General features: G+C 65.9%; 17 protein-coding genes. 4 read left to right on the forward strand and 13 right to left on the reverse strand.

Annotated features, from left to right (window positions below):
• Positions 1 to 88: 88 nt before the first annotated feature.
• Positions 89 to 637, forward strand: a complete 549-nt coding sequence (locus tag ELY13_RS00700; RefSeq protein ID WP_126171966.1) for a hypothetical protein — start codon at positions 89 to 91, stop codon at positions 635 to 637.
• Between the two features lie 59 nt (positions 638 to 696).
• Here the strand turns inward: ELY13_RS00700 and ELY13_RS00705 are convergent, their stop codons facing one another.
• The 9 genes from ELY13_RS00705 to ELY13_RS00740 form a co-directional block, all read right to left on the reverse strand.
• A complete protein-coding gene (locus ELY13_RS00705; RefSeq protein WP_126171967.1) occupies positions 697 to 1,509 on the reverse strand; it encodes a SirB1 family protein in 813 nt (270 codons plus the stop codon).
• Between the two features lie 37 nt (positions 1,510 to 1,546).
• Positions 1,547 to 2,392 carry an MBL fold metallo-hydrolase gene (locus tag ELY13_RS00710; protein WP_126171968.1) on the reverse strand — a complete coding sequence of 282 codons (846 nt, stop codon included), beginning with the start codon at positions 2,390 to 2,392 and terminating at the stop codon, positions 1,547 to 1,549.
• A complete protein-coding gene (locus ELY13_RS00715) occupies positions 2,389 to 2,568 on the reverse strand; it encodes a hypothetical protein (protein WP_126171969.1) in 180 nt (59 codons plus the stop codon). Before ELY13_RS00715 ends, ELY13_RS00710 begins: the two co-directional genes overlap by 4 nt.
• A 19-nt stretch (positions 2,569 to 2,587) precedes the next feature.
• A complete protein-coding gene (locus ELY13_RS00720; RefSeq protein ID WP_126171970.1) occupies positions 2,588 to 3,598 on the reverse strand; it encodes a methyltransferase in 1,011 nt (336 codons plus the stop codon).
• Between the two features lie 81 nt (positions 3,599 to 3,679).
• The gene (locus tag ELY13_RS00725; RefSeq protein WP_126171971.1) at positions 3,680 to 4,543 is read right to left on the reverse strand and encodes an SDR family oxidoreductase; all 864 of its coding nucleotides are present in this window, start codon (positions 4,541 to 4,543) and stop codon (positions 3,680 to 3,682) included.
• Positions 4,544 to 4,557: 14 nt separating this feature from the next.
• Entirely contained in the window at positions 4,558 to 4,719 is a 162-nt protein-coding gene (locus ELY13_RS14890) for a hypothetical protein (RefSeq protein ID WP_164549666.1), read from the reverse strand.
• Positions 4,720 to 4,949: 230 nt separating this feature from the next.
• Positions 4,950 to 6,263 carry a sugar MFS transporter gene (locus ELY13_RS00730; RefSeq protein ID WP_126171972.1) on the reverse strand — a complete coding sequence of 438 codons (1,314 nt, stop codon included), beginning with the start codon at positions 6,261 to 6,263 and terminating at the stop codon, positions 4,950 to 4,952.
• A gap of 20 nt (positions 6,264 to 6,283) precedes the next feature.
• Complete coding sequence (locus tag ELY13_RS00735; RefSeq protein ID WP_126171973.1) at positions 6,284 to 8,476, reverse strand: beta-glucosidase family protein; 2,193 nt, start codon at positions 8,474 to 8,476, stop codon at positions 6,284 to 6,286.
• 14 nt (positions 8,477 to 8,490) lie between these two features.
• The gene (locus ELY13_RS00740) at positions 8,491 to 10,059 is read right to left on the reverse strand and encodes a carboxylesterase/lipase family protein (RefSeq protein WP_126171974.1); all 1,569 of its coding nucleotides are present in this window, start codon (positions 10,057 to 10,059) and stop codon (positions 8,491 to 8,493) included.
• A gap of 195 nt (positions 10,060 to 10,254) precedes the next feature.
• Here ELY13_RS00740 and ELY13_RS00745 point away from each other — a divergent pair, with 195 nt between their 5' ends.
• Together ELY13_RS00745 and katG (ELY13_RS00750) are read left to right on the forward strand one after the other, a co-directional pair.
• Complete coding sequence (locus ELY13_RS00745; protein ID WP_126171975.1) at positions 10,255 to 11,301, forward strand: LacI family DNA-binding transcriptional regulator; 1,047 nt, start codon at positions 10,255 to 10,257, stop codon at positions 11,299 to 11,301.
• A gap of 227 nt (positions 11,302 to 11,528) precedes the next feature.
• Positions 11,529 to 13,742 carry a catalase/peroxidase HPI gene (katG, locus tag ELY13_RS00750; RefSeq protein ID WP_126171976.1) on the forward strand — a complete coding sequence of 738 codons (2,214 nt, stop codon included), beginning with the start codon at positions 11,529 to 11,531 and terminating at the stop codon, positions 13,740 to 13,742.
• 57 nt (positions 13,743 to 13,799) lie between these two features.
• Here katG (ELY13_RS00750) and ELY13_RS00755 read toward each other — a convergent pair whose 3' ends face one another.
• On the reverse strand, positions 13,800 to 14,639 hold the full coding sequence (locus ELY13_RS00755) for an SDR family NAD(P)-dependent oxidoreductase (RefSeq protein WP_126171977.1): 840 nt from the start codon (positions 14,637 to 14,639) through the stop codon (positions 13,800 to 13,802).
• A gap of 78 nt (positions 14,640 to 14,717) precedes the next feature.
• Complete coding sequence (gene katG / locus ELY13_RS00760) at positions 14,718 to 16,955, reverse strand: catalase/peroxidase HPI (protein WP_126171978.1); 2,238 nt, start codon at positions 16,953 to 16,955, stop codon at positions 14,718 to 14,720.
• 306 nt (positions 16,956 to 17,261) lie between these two features.
• Here katG (ELY13_RS00760) and ELY13_RS00765 point away from each other — a divergent pair, with 306 nt between their 5' ends.
• Positions 17,262 to 19,580 carry a PAS domain-containing hybrid sensor histidine kinase/response regulator gene (locus ELY13_RS00765; protein WP_164549667.1) on the forward strand — a complete coding sequence of 773 codons (2,319 nt, stop codon included), beginning with the start codon at positions 17,262 to 17,264 and terminating at the stop codon, positions 19,578 to 19,580.
• Between the two features lie 4 nt (positions 19,581 to 19,584).
• Here the strand turns inward: ELY13_RS00765 and ELY13_RS00770 are convergent, their stop codons facing one another.
• Both ELY13_RS00770 and ELY13_RS00775 read right to left on the reverse strand, forming a co-directional pair.
• The gene (locus ELY13_RS00770; protein WP_206435949.1) at positions 19,585 to 20,544 is read right to left on the reverse strand and encodes a mechanosensitive ion channel family protein; all 960 of its coding nucleotides are present in this window, start codon (positions 20,542 to 20,544) and stop codon (positions 19,585 to 19,587) included.
• Positions 20,541 to 20,741 (reverse strand): hypothetical protein, encoded by a 201-nt coding sequence (locus ELY13_RS00775; protein WP_126171980.1) that lies wholly within the window; start codon positions 20,739 to 20,741, stop codon positions 20,541 to 20,543. Before ELY13_RS00775 ends, ELY13_RS00770 begins: the two co-directional genes overlap by 4 nt.
• Positions 20,742 to 20,753 lie beyond the last annotated feature (12 nt).

A 20,753-nucleotide genomic window follows, 5' to 3' on the forward strand; every position in this document is an offset into this window, starting at 1 on the left:
GGTCGCCCCAGCGCCGGTTCTACTCGGCCCATGCGGACGCGCGGCAGCGAGCACCGGAACGCTACCGGGACTGCGGCATTGAATCTGCATGACACGAGCGGCCAAGCTGACGTTGATCGTGGTGGCCTGCGGAACGGTGCTGGGCGCGATCGGCGGCCAGTTCACCAACCCCACACCGAAGCCTCCCCCCGACCAGCCGTGGCTGGAGAGGCACTTGGGAGGCGGCTCAGCGGATTACGTCGCCGCAGAGCCTGTGCCGCAGTACGCGCCGCCTGTGCCTCCAGAGCCCACGGGGGTGCCGGCGTGGGTGGACGATGTCGCTGAAGACTGGCCGACGGCTTCCCTCGATCGACCGGTCGAATACCCGGACATAGCTTACGCCGAACCGGCGTACACGCCGGATGTCGAGCCGCGCGGCTATTCCGACGTCCCGGCCTATCGTCCGCCCCCTCCCCCTCGCGCTGATGGTCCTGAACGCGCTGGCCGCGAATTTGATCGGCCTTTTGAAAGGCCTCCTGAACCGCGTGCCGCGCCGCGTCCGGAGCTTGACGATCCCTGGGCGCCGTCTGACGTGCCGCCGCCGGCAGCGTCCCCGCTTCCCCGCACCCCGGACGGCTCTTTGCCGGCTATCTGGTAGGGACAGCACAATCCGGATTGCGGATGTCCTCCCCCATCAGGTTCGTGTGTCAGATACTTCTACCGTCCGGTAGCCGATAGACTGTCCAGCGCGCCGCAGATGTGGCTGCGCAAATCTGCATCGCGGGTGATCTCCAGCATTGCGCTGAGGCTTGATCGGGCGGCTGCGAAGTCGCCGAGCATCACTTCCAGCCGCGCCCGCTCCCACCACGGCAGCGTATGGTCGGGCGCGATGGCCGACATGCGTTCGTACAATTCCAGCGCGCGTTCCTGATCGCCGCCGCGTTCAGCCCGGCTGGCCTGGTTCAGCAGCAAGCGGATCAGCACGCCGCGGTTCGACATCGGGGCGATATGTTCGGAACTGACTTGCGCGCCGGGATCGAGAATGCGTTCCAGCAGCGAGTTCAGCGTTTCGGCCGTGACGATTTCCCCCCGGTCGAACGGGTCGATCAGCACCGGGTCGGTTTCCGGTCCAATGCTGGCCAGCACGTGTCCCGGCGTGTTGAGCACGTCCGCCTGCCAGCCCAGCCGGCGCGCAGCCGAAACGTAGAGGATCGCCAGGCTCACCGGCAACCCGCGACGACGATCGATCACCCGGATCAGGTCGGCGTTGTCGGGATGGTCGTACAAGTCACGGTCACCCTCGAACCTGTATTCCCCGGCAAGGACGGCCTGCAGCGCCAAAGCCTGCTCGACCGAGTTCAGCGCCGTTCGCCCGGCCTGGACAAGATCGCGCGTCATGTCGGTCAGCAAGTCGAGATAGGGATCGAGCCGCGTTCCGGGGTGGTCCGGAAGGGCGAGCGAAAGGGCGCTGGTGTCGAGATCGATCGCCTCGTCCTCCAGCAGGCCCAGGTGGGTGATAGTTTCGTCCACGTTCACCAGACGAGCCGCGCCGCGGCCGGTTCCAAGCTCAGTGAAGAGGGTGGCCAGCGCAGATCGCGTACTCGACCGGATCGTGCGAACAGATGATCCGCACCTCTCCGGCGTGCTCCAGCGAAAGACGCCGCAGCCGGTGCTGATTGTGCAGCCGCGCTTGGCGATCCACTTCCATCAGGCGCTGGTACCCGCGCAGCAAGGGCGGGCAATCGTACCGTTCCGATCCCACTTCTCCGCGATAGAAATAGGCATCGGCGGCATGGAGCAGCCAGCTGCCGTCATCCTCGCGGATCGCGATGCCGCTGTGGCCCCAGGTGTGCCCCGTCAGCGGGATCAGCAGGATTTCCGGCGGCAATCCGGCAAGATCGCGCACCGCGTCGAAGCCGAACCATCGCTCCCCTCCGCCCATGGGATAAAGGCTCCAGTCGGAAACCCCATCCCACTGCCCGGGGCGGTAGCGCCGAGTGCCGACGAAGGCGCCGCCTTCGCCCTGATCGGCGACTTCCTTTTCCCGGGCTGTCAGGTGCACGGTCGCGTTCGGGAAATCCTCCAGCCCGCCGGCGTGATCGAAATCAAGGTGGGAGACGATGATGTGCCGCACGTCCTCGGGCCGAAAGCCGAGCCGGCGAACATGGGCCACGGCGGTTTCTTCGGGCCGAAGCTGGAGGTTGTTGAGATACAGGAAGAAATCGGACAGCCGGCGATGCCGCGCCGCGATGTCGCGCGTGCCGAACCCGGTATCGACCAGCACCAGCCCTGCGTCGGTTTCGATCAGCAGGCAGTGGCAGACCATGTGAGCCAGCGGACTGTCGCTCCGCCCGTCGAACAAGCGGCCGCCTGCCGGGCAGAACGTGCCGCAGTTGAGATGATGGATCTTCATGCGCCGCGTGCCTTTACCAGGATTTCCGACACAGGGAGCTTCGCTAGGCGGCGCCGGGTCCGCTCCTCCAGTTCACCTTCGCCGGAGCGGTATTTCAGCCACAGGGCGGACAGCCCGGCCGCCGTAAGGCCCATCAGCGTGACAGGGAGGAAACGGGGTGCGGTGTCTTTGCTCATGCCGGTATCTCCTGTTCCGCTATCCGGTGCGCTCGACGCAAAGCCCGACCGCAGCGATGCGTTCGACGTTGCGGTAAGGCGGCTTGTCCAGCTCATCGCCGAAGATATCTGGGTCCAGTTCGTGGTAGTCCCACTCGAATCCGCTTGAGGGCAAATCGCGTTCCAGCCGCTCCAGCAGCACGTCCCGGCCATCGACGATCGAGACGCCCGTGTGCATGATGAATTTCCCGCCCGTCTTCAGCTTAGGGAGAAGCCCCAGTGTCCAGTCGAGCGACAGTTGCCCGCCGTACAAGTCGCCGCCATCGCGGTAGGCACGCCCGTCGCCATCCATCATGAACGGCGGATGCGTCACGATCAGGTCGAAAGCGCCCTCAACGCTGGCGGGGCTCTCTACCTTCACCGGTGCATGGCGCAGTCCGGCGAAAGCTGCGTTGAGGGAGGACAGCAGCAAGGCATCGGGGTTGATGTCCGCCAGCGTCAGGTGCGGACCGTCAAGATCCTGCGCGGCGGTGATGCCGCCGACACCGCCGCCGGCACCGTAGTCCAGCACCGCCGCGCCTTGCGGCAGGCGCCCCTTGCATGCGGCGATCAGGTCCGCGAACCGGTAGCTGTCGGGCCCGAGGAACACGGAAAATTCGTCCACCGTCGGGAAAGCCGAATGAAGGAACAGCGTCTCGTGAACCGAGGATACCCGAACGGAAGACGCAAACAAGCCGTCGGTGCGCTTTGACAGCACGCCGGCGGCGCCGAGGCGGTCGAATATCGCACCGGGCAGAACCTCCCGCTCGAACGGCAGGCTCCAGCCGAGTACGTCGCGAATGGAGCCCGCCCGCTGGCGGTCTGGCCGGGAGACCACTCGCGCGTGGGTGGCGGGGGTGGCGGTGACGAAGCGGTAACCATCGGCATCGAGAAGCCGCAGCAGATCGGCCAAGGGCTCCCGCGCCGCCCCGCGAAAACGCCGGCCCGGCTCTGCTTCGGCCTTGGCTGCAGGTAGGGAATCGAGCGAGGCGAGAGTGTTGGTCGGGGTCATGAATTTCCGATGTTTTTTGAGATGCTTGTCGGAAAAAACCAGCGTCTCCCGCTTCGTTCCCCGACCCAACTTTTATCAAGCTTACAGGATCGGTTTTCCTCCGGTGACCGCCACCGTGGCACCCGAGACGTAGCTCGCCTCATCGGTTGCCAGCATGACGTAAACCGGGGCCAGCTCCTTCGGCTGCGCCGGACGCTTCATCGGGTAGTTCTTTCCGAAGTTCTTCACCTTCTCCTCTGGCATCGTCGCGGGGATCAGCGGTGTCCACACAGGCCCGGGCGCGACGCAGTTCACGCGGATGTTCTTTTCGGCCAGCAACTGCGCCAGTCCGCCGGTGAAGTTCTGGATCGCACCCTTGGTGGTCGCGTAGGCCAGCAGGGTTTCGCTCGGCATGTCGGCATTGACCGAGGTGGTGTTGATGATCGCACCCTTGCCGTCCATGTGCGGCACGGCGGCCTTGGTGAGATAGAACATCGCGTGGATGTTGGTGCGGAAGGTTCTGTCCCATTCCTCGTCCGGGATGTCGGACAACTCCTGGAAGGTCATCTGGTGGGCTGCGTTGTTGACCAGGATGTCCACGCGGCCGAATTCCTCGACCGCGGTGTCGATCACCTTACGGCAATGTTCCGGTGAACCAATGTCGCCCGGGACCAGCACTGCCTTGCGGCCCGCCATCTCGATCCACTTGGCCGTTTCCTGCGCGTCCTCGTCCTCGCACAAGTAGGAGATCAGCACGTCGGCGCCTTCCCGCGCGAAAGCGATCGCCACCGCGCGGCCGATCCCGCTATCGCCGCCGGTAATCACTGCCTTCTTGCCTTCCAGGCGGTTAGTTCCGTGGTAGCTTTCCTCGCCGTGATCCGGGCGGGGATGCATATCCCGCGTGACCCCGGGCGTATCCTGCTGCTGGGCCGGGTGGGGCGGCTTCACTTCATCGAGCGAACTCATCGCGCGTCTCCCGCTCAGCTGTCTTCGCCGACGTTGCGGCTGCCGCCGCCGGCGTTCTGCTTGTGGGCGGTGCGGCTGTTGCTGTCCGGCTTGGCGTGGGCCTTCTTGTTGCCGCCGATGTCGTCGGACTTGCCGGTTGCGCCGTTGAAATCGCCTTTTTTCTTGTGATCGGTCATCGTGATTCTCCTTCACCAGACCAACCGGCGACGGGCGCATCCAGTTGCGCGCGTTCGCCGCGAAGCCAACGCGTCTCGTCCCGTTTTGTCGGGGACAGCAGAGCTGAACCTGTCGCTTGCGCCCTTCAGCGGCCGATCTCCCGCCCGCCGCGGCCCCGATCGCGCTGTGGGTCAGGGGGTCCGACGGCGCTCAGGTGGCAAGGATGCGGTTCTTTCAGCGGGAGGGCTTTTCACATTGTTCGGGGAGTTGCCTTCGCCGGCCTCCGTGCGAACAAACCGAACCCCGCGATGATTGCGTAACACGCTGCCGGCAGCACCAGCGCAAATCCCAGGCTTCCAGTCAGGTCCGCCAGCCAGCCGGTCAGCGGCGGGATCACCGCCCCGCCAACGATGGCCACGCAGATAACGCCTGAACCATCGGCCGCACGCGCGCCGAGCCCCTCGCTCGCCAACGAGAAGATGGTCGGGAACATGATGGAGTTCATCAGCCCGATTGCCAGCAGGCTGTAGCCGGAAACCGCCCCGCTCGTGTTCGCGGAAATGAGGATCAGCAGGATGGCACCGATCGCGTTGAAGGCCAGAACCTTGCCTGGGCTGATAACGCGCAACACGCCGGATCCGATGAACCGACCGACCAGCGCTCCGCCCCAGTAGAGCGGGATCAGCTTGCCCGCCGCTTCCTCTCCCAGGCCCAGCACATCGCTCTGCATCAGGTAATTGACGATCAGGGATCCGATCGCGACCTCCGCACCGACGTAGAGGAAGATCGACGCGGCACCATAGCCGAACCGCGCGCGCTTCAGCAGGCCAAACCCCCCAAGCAGGGCCCCGGCTTCATGGTTTTCACCGTGCAGCCGGTCCCGGAACAGCCAGACAGCGGCGGCCACGATCACCAGCGCGATGGCGAGGCCAACGTAGCCATTGACGATCGCCTGGCTTTCGGCGGTGCGGTAAGCGTCGAGTGCCGGGCCGGAAAGCTCGGCCGCAGTGACGCTCGCCAGCCCGCCCAGGATCAGGATGGAACCGAAGTAGGGAAAGACCGTGGTGCCGAGCGAGTTGAACGCTTGCGCAAAAGTCAGCCGGCTGTGCGCCGTGCGCGCAGGGCCGAGGAGACTGATCAGCGGATTGGCGACCACCTGGACGATCGTCACCCCGCTCGCCAGCACGAACAGCGCAAACAGGAACAAGGGGTACTGAGCCGTCTGCGAGGCCGGGATGAAAAGGAGGCACCCCCCCATCATCAGGAGCAGACCCACGACAGCGCCCCGCATGTAGCCGATCCGCTTGACCAGCGCCGCACCGGGCAAGGACACGACGAGGTACGCGGCGAAGAAGGCGGACTGGACCAGCATTGCCTGCGCGTAATTGAGCGTGAACAGCTCCTTCAGTTTCGGGATGATCACGTCGTTCAGCGACGTGATCCCGCCAAAGATGAAGAACAGCGCAAACACGAACGGCTGCAGGCCGGGCGCATTTACCTCTGTACCGTCATCTTCCAGCGGAACCGGGTCGGTCGAACTCGAAACGTCGGGAGCAAGGGCCATTGTCTGTTCCAGAAATGCAGTTACGGGGCAAGCCGGCGCGGCTGAAGGTCAAGCGTGACAGCCGGCCCTTCCGCGAGCGCGTTTTCCGCGAGCATGAAGCGATAGCTTCCCGGCGCGACTTGCCAACCCCCGTTTACCCAGTCAGCCACGACGCGCCACTCAAGCGGCACCTCCACCTGCTTCGCTTCGCCCGGCGCCAGTTCCACGCGCGCAAAGCCGGCAAGGCGGCGCAGAGGCTTCCCGGCGGCATCGGTGAGGTAGACCTGGGCCACGTCCGCGCCCGCCCGCTGGCCGGTATTGCGGACCGTAAACCGGGCGGTCAGCGTATCACCCGGAACGATCTCCAGTCCTTCGTGCGCGAATGTCGTGTAGCTGAGTCCGTGACCGAACGGATAAGCCGGTTGAAGCCCTTCCCGGGCGTACCAGCGGTATCCCACGTCTGCGCCTTCGATATCGTAGTCGATGTCCACTCGGGTGCCGGCGGGCTCTCCCAATCCGGGAATTTCCGGACGGGGCAACTGGCTTTCGTCCACCGGGAAGCTGATCGGCAAATGGCCTGAGGGATTGACCGCGCCGGTCAGCACGTTCGCGATCGCTTCCCCGCCGCGCTGCCCCGGATACCAGGCCTCCACGATAGCCCCGACCTTGTCCCGCCACGGCATGCGTACGGGGTTGCCGGTCTCGAGCACCACGGCCGTTCGTGGATTGGCGGCGGCAACTGCCTCGATCAGGCGGTCCTGCCCCATCGGCAAGGTCATCGATCCGGCGTCGAGCGCCTCGATTTGCCACTGCGTAGCAAAGACGATCACCAGATCGTAATCGTCGGCGCGGGCCGCTGTCGCTGCCGGAAAATATCCGCTGTCAAAGGCGATCTGCGCATCGGGCAAAGCTTCCCGCAGAGCCTTCAGCGGAGATGACGGCACGATCAGCATGCTGCCGAAGGCTTCCAGAAAGCCTTCCCCGCCGACCGGAACCATCGCAGCAGGGCCGCCTACAGGGGTGACCTGGGACGATCCGCCACCTGACATGACTCCCAGTGGGGCATAGCCGCCGACCACCAGGATCTTCTTTGCCTGTCCAGCGATCGGCAGCAGGCCTTCGTTCTTCAGAACGACGGTGCCCTGTTCCGCGGCCTTGAGCGCGACATCGCCATGGGCATCATAGTCGATTCCCGCAGGCGGCATTGGCCGGTCGGCGCCGACCGCATAAAGCGAACGCAGGATGCGGCGGGACATGTCCTTGATGCGGTCCTGCGAAACCTCGCCGCTTGCTACCAAGTTTCGCAAGGGTTCGTCGAACCACACCTGCTCATCCAACTGCGCCCCGGCCTGATGGTCGAGCCCCTTGGCGGCGTAATCGGCCGCGTGGACCGCACCCCAATCGGAAATCACCCAGCCCTTGTAGCCCCACTCCTGCTTCAGCACCTGGTTGAGCAGGGTATCGCTGCCGCACGCCCATGGGCCGTTGACCCGGTTGTATGCGCACATAACGGAGCCGGGCTGGCCCCGCTCGATCGCCAGTTCGAACGCCAGCAAGTCGGACATGCGCAGCGCCGGTTCGGCTATCACGGAATTCGCGGTGTTGCGCAGCGTCTCCTGGTCATTCACCGCGAAATGCTTGACGGTCGAGACCACGCCTTCGGCCTGGGTTCCGCGCACTGCCTCACCCGCGAGCGTTCCGGCGAGCAGCGGATCTTCTCCCAGATATTCGAAATTGCGCCCGTTGCGCGGGTCGCGTGCCAGGTTCACCCCGCCACCGAGCAGGACATTGAAGCCCTTTGCCCGCGCCTCCACGCCGATCGTCCGCCCGGCCTGGTATGCGAGCGCCGGGTTGAACGTGGCAGCCAGCGCAAGGCCAGACGGCATGGCAGTCGCGACATCACCCTTGCGCTGCTGCATCGGGTTGGTCACCCCGAGACTGGCATCCGTCATGCGGATCGCGGGAATGCCAAGCCGCTCAATCGGCGGGATGTAGGCCGCCATTGCGGGCTGGTCGCGGACTTCTTCCGGTATCTCGCCGAACGGTAGCGGCATGAAGCTGCGAAGGAGGGCGAACCGTTCCTCTTCCGTCATGCTGTCGATGATGGCAGCGGCGCGCGCGTCGGGATCGGTCACTTCGGGAGCCTGCGCGTGCGCGGCGGCCGAGCAGACGGCAGTGGTGAAGAGGAAAGCGGCGAACCGCGCTTTCCAGCGCGGGGCGGAACGGTTCAGCATGCGAGGCTTCCTTGTCAATCAACGCTGGTTTCGCGGCGGTCGCTGGCGGCTTCGGTGACGTCCAGCCGTCCACGCCATGGGTCGGCTCCGCCTTCGGCTTCGGTCATGCCGAACAGCATCACCGGGCGGGTCTGGTCATCGTACTTCGGCCAGTTGGGCAGGCTGGGGCCATTCGGGTTGCCTTGTTTGGCGAAGTTGACGAAGTACGCGCTCATCAAGGCAGCCATGGCGTGGTCTTCCGGTGTGGTCTGGCCGGGGTAGCGCGCGTCTATCGTCTTGAAGAAGAACGGTATTTCCGTTGCGTGCGGGAGGCCGGGCCATTCCTTGCGCATGACTTGCGGCACATAGCCGGCGCGGTAGTGCCAGGCTGGCTGTCCACTCTGCGTCATCTGCTGCACCATGCGGCGGGCGGGCTCGACCATTCCGGCGTCGGCGTTGATCGCGGTTTCCAGCGCCTTGGGATCGGCCGAGACCGCCGAATAAGCCTGGCGGGCCCGGTCTGCCAGCGGGCCGAACCGGGCTTCGAACACGTCGCCTTCTACCGGCGGGGCAAAGCCGATGTCCGCCGTGTTGGCCCCGGCGATGAACGGCACTGCCGCCGCGTTGCCAGCCCCATAGACGACCGCCGAGGGAGCCTGCACCACCATCCCGTCGATCATCGGACCGGAACTGGGTGCGACCGGACGCTGCGCAAGTCCGACACCGGCCGCCAGCTTGTCCGCCGGCAGCGCACGCAAGGCGGCGAGCGCTTGTGCCCCGGTGCCTTCCACCCCCGCCCACTGCGCGAAGGCGAGGCCCGCGTCCTCTGCGTCCGGTCCGGCTTCGGAATGGAGCGGCAATTCCCGCCCGCGCGAGCGGCCGCCGCCGGACATCACGATTGCCTTGGCGAATTCCCCCCGTGCCATGGGCGAGGTCATCATCATGTTGACCGAGCCGCCGCCGGCGCTTTCCCCGAAGATCGTCACGTTGCCGGGATCACCGCCGAACGCGCCGACGTTCCGCTGCACCCAGTCGAGCGCCGCCAGCTGATCGAGGAAACCGTAGTTGCCGAGCAGGCCGTTATCCTCATTCGCCTGCGTCAGCGCGGGGTGCGCGAAGAACCCGAAGCGTCCCAGCCGGTAGTTGAAGCTGACGAGGACCACGCCCTGCCGTGCAAGCTCCGCCCCGTCATAGACCGCAGGCGACGATCCGCCGTTCACATACCCGCCGCCGTAGATCCACAGCATCACCGGCAGCTTGTCCCCCGGCTTCGCATCTGCCGGGCGCCAGACGTTGAGATAAAGGCAATCTTCCGCCGGCGGCGTGCCCAGCGGGGCCGCGTCCTGCGCGAACGGGATCTGCATGCAATCGTGGGAGTACTCGGTCGCCGAGCGCACGCCGGTCCACGGCTGCACCGGCTGCGGCGCCCGCCAGCGAAGATCGCCGACCGGCGGCTGCGCGAAGGGAATGCCTTTCCACGAGGAAACGCCCCCCACGGTTGCGCCTTCCGCCTTCCCGACGTCCAGTTCGGCGACCTGGGCCTGCGCCGTGCCCCCCGCCAGCGCGGTAACAGCGGCGAGCGCCGCCAGCATCGATTTCGCCATTCTTTTCCTCCCCTGCCGTCTCTCGGACTCGTGGCACCCGGTCCGGCGGCTGGGGTATGATGACAACGTTGTCGGAAACTGCAACGCCAATTCTTCGCCTTGAAGGACGATGACTTCAGCCGTTCTTGTGTTTCTGCTGCGTCCGTAGGAAAACCGGCGGCAGCCCTCCGCGAGAGAGGCAGAGAGGACAGCCGTTTGAGCCGGGTTACGATCATCGACATCGCCAGGCACGCCAACACATCGTTCAAGACGGTGTCCCGCGTGATCAACGGCAGCACGGAAGTGACCCCGGAAACGCGCGAGCGCGTGGAAAAGAGCATGCGGGAGCTGAACTACCGCCCGAGCCGGGCAGCCCAGTCGCTGCGAGGCAAGCGGGCGTACAACCTTTGCTTCGCGTTCAGCATGCCGCCCGGACCGGAAGCGGGGGACCCGTTCCTGCGCGACATGCCGCCGTTCCTGACCGAAGTCATTGCCGGGATGCTGCGCGCCTGCAGCAAGGCCCAGTTCCAGCTGACGATCGAGGGGCTGGACACCGAATCCCCCGACGCCCGCACCGGCGCGGCCCTGCTGCTGGACAACCTGGAGATCGACGGCATGGTCCTGTGCCCGCCGGTCTGCGATGTGCCCTGGCTGCTGGAGTTGCTGCGGGAGCGGCGCATCGCGTTCGCGCGGATCGCGGCGGGCACCGAGTTTCCGCACGCGACCTCCCTGTGGATCGACGATTTCGCCGCAGCGGAGCAAATCGGCCGCGTTCTGGTGGGACTGGGACACACCCGCATCGGCCACATTTCCGGACCCGCGCATCACCTTCGAGCGCAGGATCGGACTGCGGGCCTGAAGGCCGCACTGGAGGAAGCGGGCGCCGCCGCGCCCCGGGTCAGGGAGGGGGACTTCAGCTTCGACGGCGGCATGCGCGAAGGCTGCGCCATGCTGGATACGAAGGACCGCCCCACCGCGATCTTCGCCGCCAACGACCGGATGGCCGCCGGGGTAATCGCCGCCGCCGCCGCGCTGGACATCAAGGTGCCGGAGCAACTGTCCGTCGTCGGCTTCGACGATTCGCCGATTGCCCGTTTTACCCGCCCCGCCATTACCACCATCAACCAGAACGTGTGGGAAATGGGATATCGGGCGGCCAGCCACCTGATCCAGCATGCCGGAACGGATGTGCCGGCGCCGGCACAATCGTGGGTTCTGCCCTATGAGTATGTTGAGCGGGAAAGCGTCGCGCCGGCGCCGTGACGCTGCAGACCATGAGACTGCAGGAACCGGATGGCGCTTTCCCCGCATCAGCTGACGACGGGTGGCCACGATCCGGAAGCGATCACCCGCGCCGGCGGCTTGTCTCATCCCGGCCTCTGTTCGTCGCTTGGGAAGAGGGAACTGGAACAGGCGCTGGCAAGTTGCCGAACAGACCTGGATGACAGACACGCGCACAGACGCGGGGACGAAGGCGAAGGAGCGAAGACATGGACATGAAGACCGGTGGCGATCCCCTGGACGGCAGCCCGATGGAAGAAGGCGCGGCGCTGCGGACCCTTGTGGGCCGGACCAACCGGGACTGGTGGCCTAACCAGCTTTCGCTCGACATCCTGCCCCAGCACGGCACCAACGCCGATCCGCACGGGGATGACTTCGACTACGCCGAGGCGTTCAACGCGCTCGACTACGCGGCGGTGAAGCGCGATCTTACCGCGCTGATGACCGACAGCCAGCCGTGGTGGCCGGCGGACTACGGGCATTACGGCCCCTTCTTCATCCGCATGGCCTGGCACAGCGCGGGCACGTACCGCACCGGCGACGGGCGCGGCGGGGCCAGTTCGGGCCAGCAGCGGTTCGCCCCGCTCAATTCATGGCCGGATAACGCAAACCTCGACAAGGCGCGCCGCCTGCTGTGGCCGATCAAGCAGAAGTACGGCCGGAACCTCAGCTGGGCCGACTTGCTGATCATGGCCGGCAATGTCGCCATCGAATCCATGGGCGGCCCGGTCTTCGGGTTCGGCGGCGGCCGCAGGGACGTCTATGAGCCGGAGCACGGCGTCTACTGGGGCAGCGAGGAGGAATGGCTCGGCGAAACGCGGATCGACGAGGAGTCCGGCAAGGCGCTGGAAAGCCCGCTCGCCGCGATCCAGATGGGCCTGATCTACGTCAATCCGGAAGGTCCGGGCGGTGAGCCAGACCCGATCGGATCGGCGCGCGACATCCGCGAAACCTTCCACCGCATGGCGATGAGCGATGAGGAAACCGTTGCCCTGACCGCTGGCGGCCACACCTTCGGCAAGTGCCACGGCGCGGGCGATGCCTCCAAGGTCGGGGCCGAGCCGGAAGGCGCGGACGTCGCCCAGCAGGGCCTTGGCTGGCAGAGCGGGCACGAAAGCGGCATGGGCGATCACACGATCACCAGCGGGCTGGAAGGCGCGTGGACGCCCACCCCCATCCAGTGGAGCATGAACTATTTCCGCATGCTGCTGGATTACGAATACGAACTGGTGAAGAGCCCCGCCGGTGCCTGGCAGTGGCAGCCGGTGGACCAGAAGCCGGAAGACTTGGCCCCGGGCGCGCACAGCCCGAACCGCCGCTTGCCGACCATGATGACCACCGCCGACATGGCGTTGAAGGTCGATCCGGAGTTCCGCAAGATTTGCGACCGCTTCTACAGCAACCCGGCCGAATTCGCCGATGCCTTCGCGCGCGCCTGGTTCAAGCTGACCCACCGCGACATGGGGCCGAAGATCCGCTACCTCGGGCCGGAAGTGCCGGAGGAAAACCTGATCTGGCAGGACCCCGTTCCCCGCGGTTACACGCCGAGCGACCGCGAAGTTGCCGATCTGAAAAAGAAGATCCTGAGCAGCGGGCTGACCGTCAGCGAACTGGTGAAGGCGGCCTGGGCTTCGGCCTCGACCTACCGGAATTCGGACCACCGCGGCGGCGCCAACGGCGCGCGCATCCGGCTGGCCCCGCAGCGCAGCTGGGACGTCAACGATCCTGCGGAGCTGAGCCGGGTCCTGTCGACGCTGGAGGAAATTCGCGGCGATTCTGCCGTTTCCATCGCCGACCTGATCGTTCTGGGCGGCACGGCTGCGGTGGAGAAGGCCGCACGCGATGCCGGCCATGACATCGACGTGCCGTTCCTTGGCGGGCGCGGCGATACCACGGACGAGTTGACCGACGCGGAAAGCTTCGAGCCGATGGAGCCGCGCGCGGACGGGTTCCGCAACTACCTTCAGGTTCGCTTCAACGTTCCGACCGAGGAGCTGCTGATCGACCGGTCGCAGCTGCTTGGCCTTTCGGCACCGGAAATGACGGTGCTGGTCGGCGGCCTGCGCGTGCTCGGCGCGAACCAGGGCAATTCCCCGCACGGCGTGCTGACCGATCGCGTGGGGCAGCTGACCAACGACTTCTTCGTCAACCTGCTCGACATGGGTACGGCGTGGAAGCAGGTCGACGACAAGAGCGACGAGACCTTCGTCGGCACTTGCCGCAAGACCGATGAGCAGAAGTGGACCGCGACCCGCACCGATCTGATGTTCGGGGCGAATTCGCAATTGCGCGCGCTGGCGGAAGTCTATGCCTCGGCCGATGCGGAGCGGATGTTCGTCGAGCAGTTCGTCAAGGCGTGGGTCAAGGTGATGAACGCCGACCGCTTCGACGTGCGGTGCGAGAAGTACCACAAGGCGGCGTGATCAGCCTAGCGTGTCCGGGAGGCCTCGCGCTGCTTCCCGGACACCACTTTCAAGGGCCTATTCCGCAGAAACTCCGGTCAGCTGTTCGCTGAGTTCCAGCAGGCGGTCCCGTGCATCGGGATCGGAAGGCTGCGGATCGTAGGGACGGGCCGTTTTTGCCTTTATGTAGAACGCGCCCGGTTCCAGCGTTGGCGCGGTGACCAGCGCCATCAGGTGCTCAAGCCCTTCGTCCACGCTCGTTTGCGGCGGGTAGCGCAAGTCGCTGACCATCGTGGTGTTCATCAAGGTGGCCGGGTGCATCGCGGCCATGGTGATGCCGTCCCGTGCAAACGCCGGGGCCAGCGCGACCGTCATGGTGACTTGCGCCAGCTTGCTCTGGCCATAGCCGCGATCCTGCGCGCCGGGTTGTTCCAGCATCACATCGGCAAAGTCGATCGGGTCGGCCGCGATGGAGGAGACGTTGATCACGCGTGACGGCGCGGCGGCTGCGAGGTTCGGGCGCAGGCGGTTCACCAGCACCCAGCCGGCGAGGTAGTTGACCGCGAATTGCAGTTCGTGCCCGTCGGCGCTGGTGTGGCGCGGCTCCCCGGTCGGGAAGGCGACGCCTGCGTTGTTGACCAGCAGATCGAGCTTCGGGTGGTCGCTCGCGATCCGGTCCGCGAAAGCGCGCACGGCTTCGAGCGAGGAAAAGTCGGCGGCCCGGAAGGAGGCGGAGCCTGTGCCGGAGCGGGTGATTTCGTCCACCAGCGCCTCTCCGCGTGCCGGGTTGCGGCCGTGGACGATCACGTGCGCGCCCTGGGCTGCGAGTGCACGGGCAGCGGCTCGTCCCAGCCCGTCGGTTGCTCCGGTGACGAGGGCGGTCGTGCCCGCGAGGGACAGGTTTGCTGTTTGAGTCATGGCCCAAGCTTAGGTGCGGGGGAGCGGAATTCAAAGGTATCCGGCGGCGGACGGGTGCCGCCGCCGGATGGTTTGGGTTCAGAACCGGTCGGCGTTCATCACCTTGGTCCAGGCCTTGACGAAGTCGTTCACGAACATCTCCCCGCCATCGTTCGAGGCATAGGCTTCCGAGACGGCGCGCAGTTCGGAATTCGACCCGAACACCAGATCGACCGGGGTGGCCGTCCACTTCACTTGCCCGGTTGCCCGGTCGCGGCCTTCGTACAGCCCTTCAGTCGCCGACTTCGACCACTGCGTCGACATGTCGAGCAGGTTGACGAAGAAGTCGTTGCTGAGCGTCCCCGGCCGGGTGGTGAACACCCCGTGGGACACGTGCCCGGTGTTGGCATCGAGCGCCCGCATGCCGCCGACCAGCGCCGTCATTTCCGGCACGGTGAGGCCCAGCATGTCGGCCTTGTCGATCAGCATTTCCGCCGGCGAAAGGTCGCTGTCCGCGCCGTAGTAGTTGCGGAAGCCATCGGCCCGGGGGCGCAGGTATTCGAAGGATGCGACATCCATCTGGTCCTGCGCGGCATCGACGCGGCCCGGCGTGAACGGCACCGTGACGCTGTAGCCCGCCTTCTGCGCCGCCTGCTCGATCGCGGCATTCCCGCCGAGCACGATCAGATCAGCCAGCGAGACTTGCTTGCCGCCGGTGGCGGAGCGGTTGAAGTCCGCGCGGACCTGCTCCAGCCGGCCCAGCACCTTTTGCAGTTCCACCGGATCGTTGACGGCCCAGCCCTTCGCCGGATCGAGCCGGACGCGGGCGCCGTTCGCCCCGCCGCGCATGTCCGTGCCGCGGAAGTTCGAGGCCGAAGCCCATGCCGCCTTGACCAATTCGGGGCCGGTCAGGCCGCTCGCCAGGATCTGCGCCTTGAGGCGGCTTTCGTCCCCGGCATCGATCTGCGCATAGTCCGCCGTGGGAAGCGGGTCCTGCCACGAGAACGATTGCTGCGGCACTTCCGCGCCGAGGTAGCGCGCGCTCGGCCCCATGTCGCGGTGGGTCAGCTTGAACCAGGCGCGGGCGAAGGCATCGGCGAACTGGTTCGGGTCCTTCTGGAAGCGCTGGGAAATTTCCCGGAATCCGGGGTCTTCCTTCAGCGCAAGGTCGGTGGTGAACATGATCGGCGCGTGCCGCTTGCCCTTCACATGCGCGTCGGGAACCAGCATCGCAGCACTCTTCTGGCTCGGCACCCACTGGATCGCGCCTGCCGGGCTGCGGGTCTGGACCCAGTCGAAGTTGAACAGGTTGTCCAGATACTGCGTGGTGAAGGTGATCGGGCTGGAGGTCCAGGCGCCTTCAAGGCCGCTGCTGACCGTGTCTTCGGAATGGCCCTTGCCGCACTTGTTCGCCCAGCCGATGCCCTGCGTCTCCACGCCGACGGCGGACGGGTCCACGCCGACGCATTCCTCGGGCTTGTGGGCGCCGTGGGCCTTGCCGAAGGTGTGGCCGCCAGCGATCAGGGCGACGGTTTCCTCATCGGTCATGGCCATGTTGCCGAAGGCGAGCCGGATGTCGGCCGCGGCCGCGATCGGATCGGGCTTGCCGTTCGGGCCTTCCGGGTTGACGTAGATCAGGCCCATCTGGGTCGCGGCGAGCGGCCCCTTGAGCTTGCCCTTTCCATCGCGCCGTTCGTCGGCGAGCCACTTCTTTTCCGGGCCCCAGAACACGAGGTCCGGTTCCCAGGCATCGACGCGCCCACCGGCAAAGCCGAGGGTCTTGAAGCCCATGTCTTCCATCGCAACGTTGCCCGCCAGCACCATCAGGTCACCCCAGGACAGCTTGCGGCCGTACTTCTGCTTTACCGGCCACACGAGGCGGCGGGCCTTGTCCAGGCTGACGTTGTCGGGCCAGGAATTGAGCGGTTCGAAGCGCTGCTCGCCTCCGTTGGAGCCGCCCCGCCCGTCCGCGACGCGGTACGTGCCCGCGCTGTGCCAGGCCATGCGGATGAAGAACGGGCCATAATGCCCGTAATCCGCGGGCCACCAGGGCTGCGAGGTGGTGAGCACCTTGCGCAAGTCCGCCTTCACCGCTTCGAGATCGAGCGTGGCGAATTCGGCGGCGTAATCGAAGTCGTCGCCGTAGGGGTTGGCTCCCGCTTCGCTCTGGCGCAGCGAGCTCAGGTCCAGCCGGTTTGGCCACCAGTCCTGGTTGGACATGGACCGGGGCTGGAGTTGCCCCATGATCTGTTCTTCCGGCTGCTGCTGGGCGTGCGCCGGGCTGGCGACCATCGCGGCCGCCAGCATGGCCAGCATCGATACGGATTTCTTGTGCATGCCAATTCCCTCCTCATTCAGGCATTTCGCTGGACCGGCGCTAGCGCGGCTGGAAAGATGGAGGAAACTGATCGTTCCTCTGAGAGTAATCGGAAGAGCCGATCAGTCGCTGCTGAGCCCCGGACAAACGGCCCGCCGAAGCCGCAGGCCTGCTGCGTCCGGGAACCGGCGGCTGTCGGAGTGCGCATTTCTTGGATGCCCAGCAGGAACGCACCCACCCCCCGCAGGTTTGGGGGACGTGTCCAATCGAACCCGTTCCCCGGCGTGGCCCCCAGCCACCGCTAACGCATTGCCGTTCCCATGAGAGTGAACCCCGATCGCATTGCACAGCTGGTCCTGGACAGCGCCGACGAATACGCGGTGCTCACCACCGATCTGGAAGGGCGCGTCGCCTACTGGAGCGCCGGAGCGGAGCAGTTGTTCGGCTGGTCCGAATCCGAAATGCGGGGGCAGGATTCCTGCATCATCTTTACGCCGGAAGATCAGGCAAACGATGTCTATGACCTTGAGCGCCTGACCGCCTGCCGGGAAGGACGCGCCGCGGACGAGCGGTGGCACATGCGCAAGGACGGGACCCGGTTTTTCGCTTCCGGAGTGCTGATGCGCTTCGAGGACGAAGGGCAGCACATCGGCTACATCAAGATCGTTCGGGACCGGACCGCGCAGCACGAAGCCGAAGAGGAACGGCGCGCGATCCATCGCCACACGGTCGAGATCCTGGAGAGCTTGTCCGACGCGTTCTACGCCGTCGATGACCAGTGGCGCCTCACGTACATCAATTGCCGGGCAGAGCAGGCATGGGGCCGGAGCCGCAAGGAGCTGATCGGCAAAGTCATCTGGGAGGAGTTTCCCGATGCGGTCGGCAGCGTCTCCTATCAGGCCCACGTGACCGCGATGGAGCAACGGGAGCCGCAGGACCTGGAAACCGTCTCCCCGATCCTGGGCAAGTGGGTGGAGATCGACATCCATCCCACGCACTCCGGCGGGCTTTCGGTCTATTTCAGGGACATTGCGAGCCGGCGCGCGCGTCAGGCCGCGCTCGAGGAAAGCCAGGCTCGTCTGCGCCTTGCCCTCGATGCAGCGGAAATGGCCATCTGGGAGCTGAGCCTGCCCGGCCAGACATTGGCGCCGTCTCCCGGACTGGCTGCGTTCCTGGGCATCCCCGAGGCCGAGTTGGAGGACATCGAGAACGTCCGCTCCCACTATCATCCCGATGACCGGGAGCGGCTTCGGATCGAAGGTGAAGTTGCCCTCGCCCGCGGCGACAGGACGTTCGAATCGGAGTTCCGGTTCTATCGTTCCCCGGACGATCTGCGCTGGTTCCTGCTTCGCGCCGAGGTGATCCGCGACCGGGACGGCAATCCCGAGCGAGCGCTGGGCGTACTGGTCGACATCACCCGGAGAAAGGCGGCCGAGGACGAGCTGCGGCGCATCAAGGACAACCTTGAGGAAGAAGTGCGCGCCCGGTCCAGCGAACTGCTCAAGACCGAGGAAGCGCTGCGCCAGTCTCAGAAGATGGAGGCGATCGGCCAGCTTACCGGGGGCGTCGCGCACGATTTCAATAATCTGCTGACAATCATCCGCTCCTCGGTCGATTTGCTCCGCCGCCCGAGTTTTTCCGAGGGACGCAAGACGCGCTATCTGGATGCGATTTCCGACACGGCGGACCGGGCCGCCAAGCTGACCGGCCAGCTGCTTGCGTTCGCACGGCGGCAGTCGCTCCAGCCGGAAGTGTTCGACATTGCCGAGCGGACCGGCCGGATAGCCGACATGGTCGATACCCTTTCGGGCGCGCGGATCCGGGTCGAGCTCGACGCCAGTTGCGGATCCTGCTTCGTGGAAGCGGACGTCGCCCAGTTCGAGACCGCAATCGTCAACCTGGCGATCAACGCCCGGGACGCGATGGACGGACAAGGCGTGCTGCGGATCGCCGTTTCGCCCGTCACCGGCATTCCCGCGATCCGGGGCCATCACCCGGCGAAAGGCAAGTTCATCGCCGTTTCCGTGAAGGACACCGGATCCGGAATAGCCGAGGATGCCCTGCCGCACGTATTCGAACCCTTCTTCACCACCAAGGAAGTGGGGCGCGGGACCGGCCTGGGGCTGTCCCAGGTCTATGGCTTCGCCAAGCAATCCGGCGGCGATGTCCACGTGGAGAGCGAGGAAGGCCAGGGCACGACGTTCACGCTGTTCCTGCCGCAAAGCAAGGCCCGCCCGGCGGCGGCTCCCGAGAGCGCCGCGCCGGAAGCCGGACGGGTACCGAACCAGACCATCCTCGTGGTGGAGGACAACGTCGATGTCGGAAGCTTCGCTGTCGGCTTGCTCGAGGAACTGGGCAACACCGCGACGCTGGCGCCCGATGGCCAGTCCGCGCTGAAGATCCTTGAGGAGAAGCGCGGCGATTTCGATCTGGTGTTCACCGATGTGGTGATGCCGGGAATGAGCGGGATCGAGCTGGCCGAGGAAGTGCGCCGACGTTATCCCACGCTCAGAGTCGTGCTGACCAGCGGGTACAGCCACGTGCTCGCGACCGAAGGCTCCCACGGGTTCGAGCTGCTCCAGAAGCCTTACTCGCTGGAACGGCTGACCGGGTTTCTCGGCAGCGGGGCGGCTTCGGCGGAGTAGCGGACTACTGTTTGCGCGCGGCGGAAGGACGTTCCAGGCTGACGCGGAAGCGTCCCGGTTCGGGCGGGTTTTCGCCGGCCGGCCAGCCTTCGCGCTGGCGGGTGCGATCCCCGTCCGTCTCTTCGGTCTGATCGTGGAACAGCACGACCTGGGTGGGGAACGGAAGGTCGACCCCCGCCTCGCTCAGCGCTTCCTTTACCGCCTGCAGAACGCGGTCGCGGGTTTGCACCACCCCGCCGCGCTTGGGCAGCGTCCACCAGCGTATGCGCAGGTTCACCGACGATCCCGCCAGTTCCCATGTCAGGACATCGGGCGCAGGATCCGCCAGTACGCCGTCCACGCCGCGCATCGCCGCCAGCGCAATCTCCTTCGCCTTTGCGATGGAATCGCCGTACCCGATCCCGACATCGTATTCCGACCGCAGCAGTTCGTAGGCGGTGATTACTTCGACCGGCTCGGTATAGACCTGGCTGTTGGGGATGATGATGCGCCGTCCGTCGTAGGTCCGCAGGAAGGTCGCCCGGGTCTCGATCGCCTCGACGGTGCCGGTGTGCTCTCCGGTGGTGATCTCATCCCCGACCCTGAACGGCTGCCGCAGCAGGATCAGCAAGCCAGCGAGAAGATTCTGGAACACGTCCTTGAACGCAAAGCCGATGGCGATCCCGCCGACGCCGAGCAGTGAAATCAGGCGCGCGGGCGTCATCGTCGGAAAGGCGACCGTCACGCCGGCCAGAACGCCGGCGCTGACCATCAGGATGTAGACGAGCCGGGCAATCGCCGTCGCCGCCCCGGGAAGGCTGTCCGGTTTGGCCGCGCGGCGGGCGATCAGCTGGCTGACAGCGCCGGCGGCGAGCCAGAACAGGAGAAAGACCACCACGCCCGCCGCCACGAGCGGCAGCATCGCCAGGAAGTCGCGAACCATTCCTTCGAGCGTTGCGCGGACTTGCGCCACCGTAATGTTCACGGCAGGTCCGGCACGGATTTGGGCGAGGAATGGGATTGCGAGGGCACACGTTTCCCTTTTTTGCGGATTGGAGGATCAATGATCCCGCCGCGGCGCAGTTCCGCACCGGATTTCCGCCCGCGCCGCCATTCCTTTCCTTCCGACGCGGTCTGGCACTTCTGCCCCCAGTCGGCGTTGCAGTATTCGATGATGCGCATGGCCGATCACCG

The organism is Altericroceibacterium xinjiangense (genome assembly GCF_003958635.1).
GTDB classification, from domain to species: Bacteria; Pseudomonadota; Alphaproteobacteria; order Sphingomonadales; family Sphingomonadaceae; genus Altericroceibacterium_A; species Altericroceibacterium_A xinjiangense.